The organism is Piscirickettsia litoralis, assembly GCF_001720395.1.
In the GTDB taxonomy this organism is placed as follows: Bacteria; Pseudomonadota; Gammaproteobacteria; order Piscirickettsiales; family Piscirickettsiaceae; genus Piscirickettsia; species Piscirickettsia litoralis.
In genome coordinates this window covers 2,194,037-2,202,467 of record NZ_MDTU01000001.1, presented here as the reverse complement: position 1 = coordinate 2,202,467, position 8,431 = coordinate 2,194,037, and the positions used below count along the sequence as shown (strand labels likewise).

9 protein-coding genes are annotated in these 8,431 nt (G+C 40.7%); 2 read left to right on the top strand and 7 right to left on the bottom strand.

The window, feature by feature from the left end:
* Positions 1 to 138 precede the first annotated feature (138 nt).
* The gene (locus BGC07_RS10905) at positions 139 to 1,074 is read left to right on the top strand and encodes a L,D-transpeptidase family protein (protein ID WP_069313141.1); all 936 of its coding nucleotides are present in this window, start codon (positions 139 to 141) and stop codon (positions 1,072 to 1,074) included.
* On the opposite strand, the gene BGC07_RS10900 is transcribed toward BGC07_RS10905, so the two are convergent.
* The 4 genes from BGC07_RS10900 to BGC07_RS10885 all read right to left on the bottom strand — a co-directional run bounded on the left by BGC07_RS10900 (position 1,071) and on the right by BGC07_RS10885 (position 4,559).
* Positions 1,071 to 2,375: a phage baseplate assembly protein V gene (locus BGC07_RS10900; protein ID WP_069313140.1), complete on the bottom strand. Its 1,305-nt coding sequence runs from the start codon at positions 2,373 to 2,375 to the stop codon at positions 1,071 to 1,073. The two genes, BGC07_RS10905 and BGC07_RS10900, sit on opposite strands and share 4 nt — an antisense overlap.
* Before the next feature lie 165 nt (positions 2,376 to 2,540).
* Complete coding sequence (locus tag BGC07_RS10895; protein ID WP_158006919.1) at positions 2,541 to 3,041, bottom strand: contractile injection system protein, VgrG/Pvc8 family; 501 nt, start codon at positions 3,039 to 3,041, stop codon at positions 2,541 to 2,543.
* On the bottom strand, positions 2,995 to 3,198 hold the full coding sequence (locus tag BGC07_RS20140; RefSeq protein ID WP_139121675.1) for a hypothetical protein: 204 nt from the start codon (positions 3,196 to 3,198) through the stop codon (positions 2,995 to 2,997). Before BGC07_RS20140 ends, BGC07_RS10895 begins: the two co-directional genes overlap by 47 nt.
* Positions 3,199 to 3,374: 176 nt before the next feature.
* Positions 3,375 to 4,559, bottom strand: coding sequence for a DesA family fatty acid desaturase (locus BGC07_RS10885; RefSeq protein ID WP_069313137.1), 1,185 nt, complete (start codon positions 4,557 to 4,559; stop codon positions 3,375 to 3,377).
* A 115-nt stretch (positions 4,560 to 4,674) separates the two neighbouring features.
* Between BGC07_RS10885 and mutM the strand changes: the two genes are divergently transcribed.
* Entirely contained in the window at positions 4,675 to 5,505 is an 831-nt protein-coding gene (gene mutM, locus BGC07_RS10880) for a bifunctional DNA-formamidopyrimidine glycosylase/DNA-(apurinic or apyrimidinic site) lyase (protein ID WP_069313136.1), read from the top strand.
* On the opposite strand, the gene BGC07_RS10875 is transcribed toward mutM, so the two are convergent.
* Genes BGC07_RS10875 through BGC07_RS10865 form a run of 3 tightly spaced genes read right to left on the bottom strand, consistent with a single transcriptional unit; the run spans position 5,502 to position 8,260 of the window.
* A complete protein-coding gene (locus BGC07_RS10875) occupies positions 5,502 to 6,080 on the bottom strand; it encodes a hypothetical protein (RefSeq protein WP_069313135.1) in 579 nt (192 codons plus the stop codon). The genes mutM and BGC07_RS10875 overlap by 4 nt on opposite strands.
* 11 nt (positions 6,081 to 6,091) lie before the next feature.
* Positions 6,092 to 7,537 (bottom strand): Mbeg1-like protein, encoded by a 1,446-nt coding sequence (locus tag BGC07_RS10870; RefSeq protein ID WP_069313134.1) that lies wholly within the window; start codon positions 7,535 to 7,537, stop codon positions 6,092 to 6,094.
* A 15-nt stretch (positions 7,538 to 7,552) separates the two neighbouring features.
* Entirely contained in the window at positions 7,553 to 8,260 is a 708-nt protein-coding gene (locus BGC07_RS10865) for a hypothetical protein (protein WP_069313133.1), read from the bottom strand.
* Positions 8,261 to 8,431: the final 171 nt, after the last annotated feature.

Sequence of the window (8,431 nt, the reverse complement as noted above, 5' to 3'; positions counted from 1 at the left end):
TTCAAAAATCGGCACAAATTACAAATTTTATTGATTTTCTCGGAGAACTTATCGTCAAAAGCAAACCTCTAAGACATATAAATAAACCTAAAAAACAAAAAATTTAAAACCAAATTAAACAAAACAGAGATAATAACAATGACGATATATCATAAGATTAAATCTACTGCGGTGATGACCATCTTGGGGGCAAGCTTTCTACTCACAGATCAAGCCGCTGCATTTACGTTGCCTCTTTCAAACTACGATGATGTCATCGGTTGGCAAGTGATTACTTATTCAAAGCCGGGCGATACACGGTTGAAAGTTGCCGAGCGTCATAGCGTCAGTGTCCATCGTCTGCAAGCTTTAAACCCTCAAATACGCTATTGGCAAAAACAGCGTATTTATCTTCCCTACCAGGTCGTGCTGCCTCAGGTGATTAAGCAGCAAAAAAAAGGCATTACTGTCAATCTCGCAGAAAAGCGCCTTTATCACTTTAATCCTACAACCAATCAACTATCCGTTTACCCGGTCTCCATAGGCCGAGAACACTGGCGCACTCCAGCCTTTGAAAAAACGACCTATGTCATCAGTAAAAAGAAACACCCCACCTGGAATGTGCCAATATCAATACAGCGCTACTATCGTGCCAACGGTAAAATCTTACCCAAGCAAGTGCCTCCTGGGCCTGAAAACCCTCTAGGAACACGTGCATTGTATTTAGGCGTTAAAGGCATATTAATTCATGGTACCAATCGCCCAGCGAGCATTGGCAAAGCCTCTAGCTCAGGCTGTATCCGCCTATACCCCAACGACATCGAGCATTTATATGAGCACGCCGGCATCAATACGCCCGTCACTTTTATCTATCAGCCTTATAAAGTGGGCTTTAGTGAAAATATCCTCTACATCGAAGCTCATCCACATATTCAATACTACGATAAAGATAATCAGCATCGCCAACTCATTATTGAAAAAATCAAAGTGATGATTAGCCAATCTGAACACCTGCAAGTCAACTGGGACTTAATTAACAAAGCGCTTAACGAAGCCACAGGCATTCCTGTACCCATTGGTAAAAAGTTTTATTAATTAAAAATACGCATTGCAGTATTATGAATAACACTGCATATTGTTTCTCTACGATTTAATGCGGTTGTCGCCATTTGGCCAACCGTCTCTGTATGCTCAGCAATTTGATCACATCGTGACATAGCAGTCGCATGAGACTGAGCAATCATCTCATTATTGCTTAGTATATTTTCCTGATGACTCGCAATCAGCTTTGTATGATGAGCGACCGTATCTGTCAAGCTTGCAATCACAGTATTGGTATCATTCACCTTGGTTTCCCACTTCCACGGCAAAAACCGCATCAAACTTGCCTGAACTTCTTCTTTTGGGCCAATTTCTAATGATTTATTATTAACAGATAAATTCATGTTGGTTCTCAGCATTCCTGTGGAAATATTAGTATGTCCTGCAATACCAATTTCATTCCATAACCGAACTAGCCCTGTATCAGCGGCAACATTAACGCCTGCAGTTGTTGCTACCTGATTAATTGATGTCGCATTATTGGTTGAATTTGCAACGTTTGCGACATAATTATTAATATTACTGGTATTCGCAACGTAATTATTTTGTACATTTCCCCCGGCAGTATAATTGGTTACAAGGTCTTTTTTTATCTCTTTTTTCTCAGTCAAACTATCGACTTGAATCTCAAGTTGATGCAACTCTTTACGTACGGACATTTTGTAATTTTCAGCATGAGACAAGCTAAGCCCTTCTTGACCTTGTTGATCGCTTAAACATAACTTACTACCACTTGCAGAGCTTAAAATATGATCATACGGGTTTTGGTCTTTGACAATGTTTAATTGCTGAGCGTTATATACACTTCCTGTCAGCACTGGGCTTTCTGGATGGCCGTCGATAAAACTTAATAAAACCTCCGCACCGGACTTTAGAGGAAAATGCATACCATAGTTTTCACCAGCAAACATTTCAGCTTTGCGCACTTTAAAACAGCTATTTTCTAAGCGATATCCTGCAAGCTGCACCCAATACTCCCCATGATTGTCCAGCTTAGCATAAGGGCTTTGCTCAGCATTGCGAACATAAGCGGTCACAGTGCCTGAAATTTTCGGCACGGGCGTATTTAGCATCGAGCGATATTGATAGGCAGCATCAATCGCTTCAAAGCGTCCTGAAAAATCCGGAGTGATGGCAATTAATTTACCCTGATCACTATGAAACTGCTCACCCTGTAGCTCTTTTTTAATCAGCAATGTATTTAAAGATTCTTGTTCATCCCTAATCCGCAGCCTTTGCCCTGGAAAAGCGGCCAGGCTTTTCCCTTGTGCCTGAAAAAAATTGCCCCCGTGCATACTCAGCCTCGGCTAAAACTTTCGCTAAGTTATTGAGTTCAGTCTGGCTGTATACCGCAGATGAAAAAACATCACGAGCCCCCAAACCTTGCGAACTTACTCTCGCTTCAGCGACGCTATCTAATTGTGCATGATTCGGATTATGTCCATGAACATAGATCGTCTTTACTGTCGCTCGATTAATTTTTTCAAACGCTTAATGCCTTCATGAAAATTAATCTTGTCATTGACAAGCAACTCATTTTGGCTCTGTGGGTGAAAATTTTTATTATCTACAAATACCAAACATTCTTTACCATTCTGACGCTCTAAATAATAATAAATGCCATAACGCTCTAAATGCCGAGATAAAAAATTAAATTCGGATTCCTGATACTGATGGAAAATAACCGTTTTAGAGTAATTTTGACTTAATCGGCGAGTATCAAAATGAATGCCTTTTTGCCCTAACAACTTATTAATTAAATCAACAATGCTGATATCGCCATACAAGCAACTGCTTTGCTGGTACTGTAACTGACACAATGCGTGCGCGATATTAATACGATACTCATACACGGTTTCTCCCAAATAGTCTCGCCTTCTAATAAATTCAGCTTCAGTGACTAAACCAGATAGACTAGACGATGTTGTACTTTGAATGGAAAAACTCGCTTGTTGCCCCAATAAACCTTCTACCGCGATTTTTTTCGACCGTAAAAAATTGCACAGAAACCTCGGCTAAGGTCGAGAGCGCTTCTTGCCAACAAAAAGAGATCACAGTCGCTTGATCAATTAAAGTAAATACATTTAAATTAAATGTTATTTTTTCACGCGCCATCACTCACCTTCCTTCTACAGCTTGATCATTATGAGCTTATTTTTGGGCAGAGCATTTATTTTATCATCAAGGCAGCACATAAAAATGATGCAACAATAACAAATAACTAAATAAAAAATAAAAAAGCCGGCAAACGCCGGCTTAGTTTAAAAAGTAAGAAAGTAAATTCTAGCAGAGTATCAGTGGGCTTGCGTGGTTAATACATAGCCTCGCAGATAACTCACAAATTCCTGCAAGCGTTTCTCCCCGGAGGCTTCGGCTTGCAAACACCATTGCTTAAGCGCTTCTAAAACCTCTTTTTGACTGCTTGCTTTTTGGCTCCAAATATCCTGTAGTTTGGCCCGAAATTGATAGACCAGCTCCACCGCTTTAGAAGCAACTAATACTTGCTCTAAAGCCTGATGCTCTGCATTACTAAAAAAGCGTTGGTCGCGTTTTAATAGTTTAGAGGCAGTGCTATTTAAAACGCTTTCACCTTGACGTGCGCGCTCGGCTTTAAAGGTCGGCTGTAAAACATCTTTTTGGTATTTTGATAATAGTTGCAATCGGTTCTGGACAACCGCTTTTAAAGTCGCATTATCCACTTCAGATTTACCGGCAACGCAAGCCCCTGTAGGGATACGCTTTTTCACATGGGCAAGCTTGCACGACTCCATTAAGCGGATATACAACCAACCGATATCAAACTCCCAAGGCTTGACTGAAAACTTCGCCGAGCTTGCATAGGCATGATGATTATTATGCAGCTCTTCACCCCCAATCAAAATCCCCCAGGGTGAAACATTGGTCGAGGTATCTGCCGCTTCGAAATTACGGTAGCCAAAGTAATGACCAATACCATTAATCACACCGGCAGCAAAGAACGGAATCCACATCATCTGAATCGCCCAAACCGCGACTCCTGGCACGCCCAGCAATACAATATCCAGCAATAACATAATGATAATGCCAAGATAACGAAAGCGGCTATACAAATGACGTTCCAGGCCATCATTAGGCGTGGCATGACCAAACTTTTCCATCATCTCAGGGTGAGTTTTAACCGCATGACGGTACAGGTCAGCCCCTTCCCAAAGCACGGTTTTAATACCATAGGTTCTTGGGCTATGAGGGTCTTGTTCTGTTTCACAATGTGCATGGTGCTTACGGTGTACGGCAACCCACTCTTTGGTCACCATTCCTGTCGTCAGCCACAACCATAGGCGAAAGAAATGACTCATCAGCGGATGCAAATCCAAGGCACGATGGGCCTGGTGGCGATGCAGAAAAACCGTCACAGCGACAATAGTCACATGGGTGAGCAATAATACGGCGATAACATATCCCCACCAGGGCAGGTTTAATAAACCGTAAAATGAAAGCATATAAAATTCCTCAACTTAGCTATTCAACTAGAACATAAAACATTTACCACGATTATGCCAGCGCCCATGGTACAATAAGCAATACCCATTGAACACTATAACATGAAAGACAAATATGCCTGAACTTCCAGAAGTCGAAACCAGCTGCCGCGGCATCGCCCCTCACATTCAAGGGCAACAGATCGAGCGCGTTACTGTACGCCAACGCCAGCTACGCTATCCCGTCTCAGCACAAATTACGACCCGAAAACTAAAAAAACAACAGGTTACTAATGTCAGTCGCCGTGGTAAGTATGTCCTTCTCGAGTTGGACAACACAAATTGGCTAATGATCCATTTAGGCATGTCTGGCAATCTACGCATCCTTAGGAGCACTAAGGCAGCCGACAAGCATGACCATGTCGATATTGAGTTTACTAACCAGAAAATTCTGCGCCTCAACGACCCACGCCGCTTTGGCTGCTTGCTCTGGACCGACGATCTTTCTAGTCACAAGCTATTAAAACATTTAGGTGTTGAGCCTTTAACACGCCAATTCAATCCTAAAATGCTCTACCAAGCCGCTCAATCTCGCAAAATCGCCATCAAAACACTCCTTATGGACAGCCAACTTGTTGTCGGTGTCGGCAATATCTACGCCAATGAAGCGCTTTTTCAAACCAGCATTCATCCAAGTACTTACTGCCATACTCTAACAAAAACCCAATGCGCAGAACTCACACGGGTGATTAAAATCATTCTAAAGCAGGCGATCAAAGCCGGCGGCACCAGCTTAAAAGACTTTACCAATAGCGATGGTAAACCCGGCTATTTTAAACAAAAGCTTTTCGTTTATGGCCGCACCAAAGAAGCGTGTTTAAAATGCAAAACGCCGATTCAGCAGTTTCGCCAAAACCAGCGCAGTAGTTTTTTTGGCCCAAGCTGCCAGCCAGAGCAAAAAAATTAGACCACACTCACTCCCCAAGGCAATACTTCTTTGATGGTGACTGATGTTGCACTAATCAGCTGCTGTGCTTTTGCTGTAGGCACAATCGATAAATAAGCAAAATAATTGACCGGAGATTGCACATCCGTTTCTGGATCTTTGCTCACATAAATTGCCAACTGGCTATCCGGTGCAAGTACCTCTAAATCACCCTCTATCGTTTCTTTATCAGTATTAAACGATGAATAAAACGTGTGTGCATTGGGGTCATATTCATAGCTTGCAAACTCAACCAAGACATCGCTATTGAAATTATTTCCCTGAGTATATTGCATTAATTTTTGTTGATTGCTCACTGATAAACGAAAATCCAGTGTAATCGGGCTAACTTTTGCTGTATCTTGCCAAAATAAATCACTAATCACCCCAACATGCTGAGATTTAGCGCCATCAACAGGAACATTCGCATGAATATCTGGCACAAACTCCAAATCACCAATACGCAAATAATCGATATAACCAAAACGCTGGTGTCTATTTGGATTAACATTAAACCCTTGGATAACACTACATTCTTGAGAATAACTGATTGTCATTATTTTACTCCTTAAAATTCTTGGTAATTTGTTTGATTATAAGGATAAACACCTGTTTGTTCATAAAGTCTTACATTATTAGTTGCCGCCGCAAGTGGGCCTTTGATGCGCTCTGTGGTATGTAGCCTAACATGTGACTGTGTTCGCATCTTCGCCAACGTCTGATGCGCCTCGTAGCTAATTTCAGTGTTTGCATAGTGAGAGTTAGCATTCACTGCTTCTAACATATTCACCATAGAGTGCTCTGTCGTCACCGTATACCCCAACAACTCTCGACCATAAAAAGCCTTTAATATCTCTGGAGAGCTGATCTCAACAAGACTTGCCCCTGGCACAACTTTTCTTCCAGTAAAAAAATCTTCCCAGTCTTTCACCGTTGGAATCCCTTTTTGCTCTCCTCCATGATAAATAAAATCATTCGCCGCTTTACTTAAATTCTCATACATTATTTTCATTTTTGCCGAATGCACGCTATGCTTTAGATAATGCAAGCGCGCTGTAAAATAATGATCTAAAAACTCATGCCGCAATCGATTTTTGCTGTCATACGCGGCTGCCAGCTGAGTTATTTTATCGATATCTAAATTAATTAAATTCCCACCAGGAATACCACAGCAATGCACCATATCATAACGTGCTGACACATTATAAATATGTGGATAATCGTTTTTTATATCTCCAAGGTTAACCTGCCCTTGCTCAGTGGGCCGCATTAAATCCCACGCAAAAACCATCGCTCGCTGGCCCATTCTCAACACTAGATGACGATTTTTCAATCCAAGCTGATGATCAATAATTTCATATATTTTACTAATTACATTAGTTGCTGTCGTAGCAAAAGCAACAGGACTCACTATCGAAGCTAAAAAAGTAGACGCCAAAAATGCTTTGTTGTTAAATGCTTTTGTGTAAGCTGGTGCTTGCCCATTTGGATCAATCTTCTGCATTCCTGGCGGGTTGAAAGTGACGGTTCGCATCGCAGTTGGAATATTCAACTCACCATTAAATAATTCATAATGGTCAACAGTTAGCATGGAAACCCACTGTGCCAAACCTCCACCTAAAGAGTGCCCAGTAATATAGATATCTTTCGGTAAAATATTTCGATGTTTCGCATAGTTCAGCACTTCAGCTAAAAATTTAATCGTATCTTTTCCTTGCTCTATCGCCTGTCCTAATGAAAGCTCCATATCAATCAAGGCATCTTCTATGCTAGAAGTACCTCGATAAGCAACAATTAAAACCTCTTTAGCACCTTGCTTGTATTTATAGGCTCGAGCAAAAAAGCCATTTTCTTTAGGCCCATGTGGATCACTATTAATGGCTGTTTCTGTGCTTTCCAATAAATGCTTATATCTGCTTGCAGACATACTTTTGGGCAAAATCAACTCTTTCCCTGGGTTTAAATATACATCATTTGCTAAAAATGCTAGGTCGCTTACTGTAATTTCTCTCATATTAATTCCCTTCTATTAATTTGCTGCCATACGTGCATAAGGTAAATAACTATTGACTAGATTCTGCGGAAGCTTGAAAACATAAAAGTCTTTCGAGCTAATTTCTCTTTCTCCTTGACCAATCACAGCATAATTATATCCACCTTTTTTCTCTAACCAAATTGCCAAACCATCTTTTGCAGCTGTGTAACGCGAGGGGATATAGCCACAACCAAAGAAACTTAATTTGACACTTGCTAAATCAGCCTTAACAGTTTTGTCATAAGCATCATACAGCATCGATGCATAAGGCCCAGGCACCCAATATTTACCTTTCTTTTCCAGCTGTGCTGTTGATATTTGTGACTTCTGTAACCCTCGATCATCCACTTTATCAACTTTCGCATGATCCCCAGGCCAATATAGATTTAAACTTTTATCTACATAAAGCTCTGCTGTACAGTTATAATCCCATTTGCTTGCATAAGGTCCATACCCTTTACTAAAGCTTTTGGATAAAGTCAGCTTAATCGCCTCTAAACCTTTTGGCAGCTTTATCGCTTTACTCGCATCTAACCCATATTCATGAGCGTATTTATTGCTATAGGCCATGACTGAATAAGGTAATTTAGTGGCTTTAAACTCAGCTTCTGTTAGAGGTTTATTATTTGCGAAGCTTGTAATATTCGAATATAAGCTCACGACTAAAATTGATAGTGTAAATTGTCCCAATTTTTTTAACATATACTATTCCTCACTAAATTGAGTTACTTCCCAGTCATTAGATAAAAAGTCTGCACTAATGCCCATACACAAGAAACAATTAAAATAATTGCACCAAGTATGTACAAAATAATCGAAGGACCGGCAAGGGCTGCGAATAAAAGAATAAGCAATGCCCTACCATCACTTAAT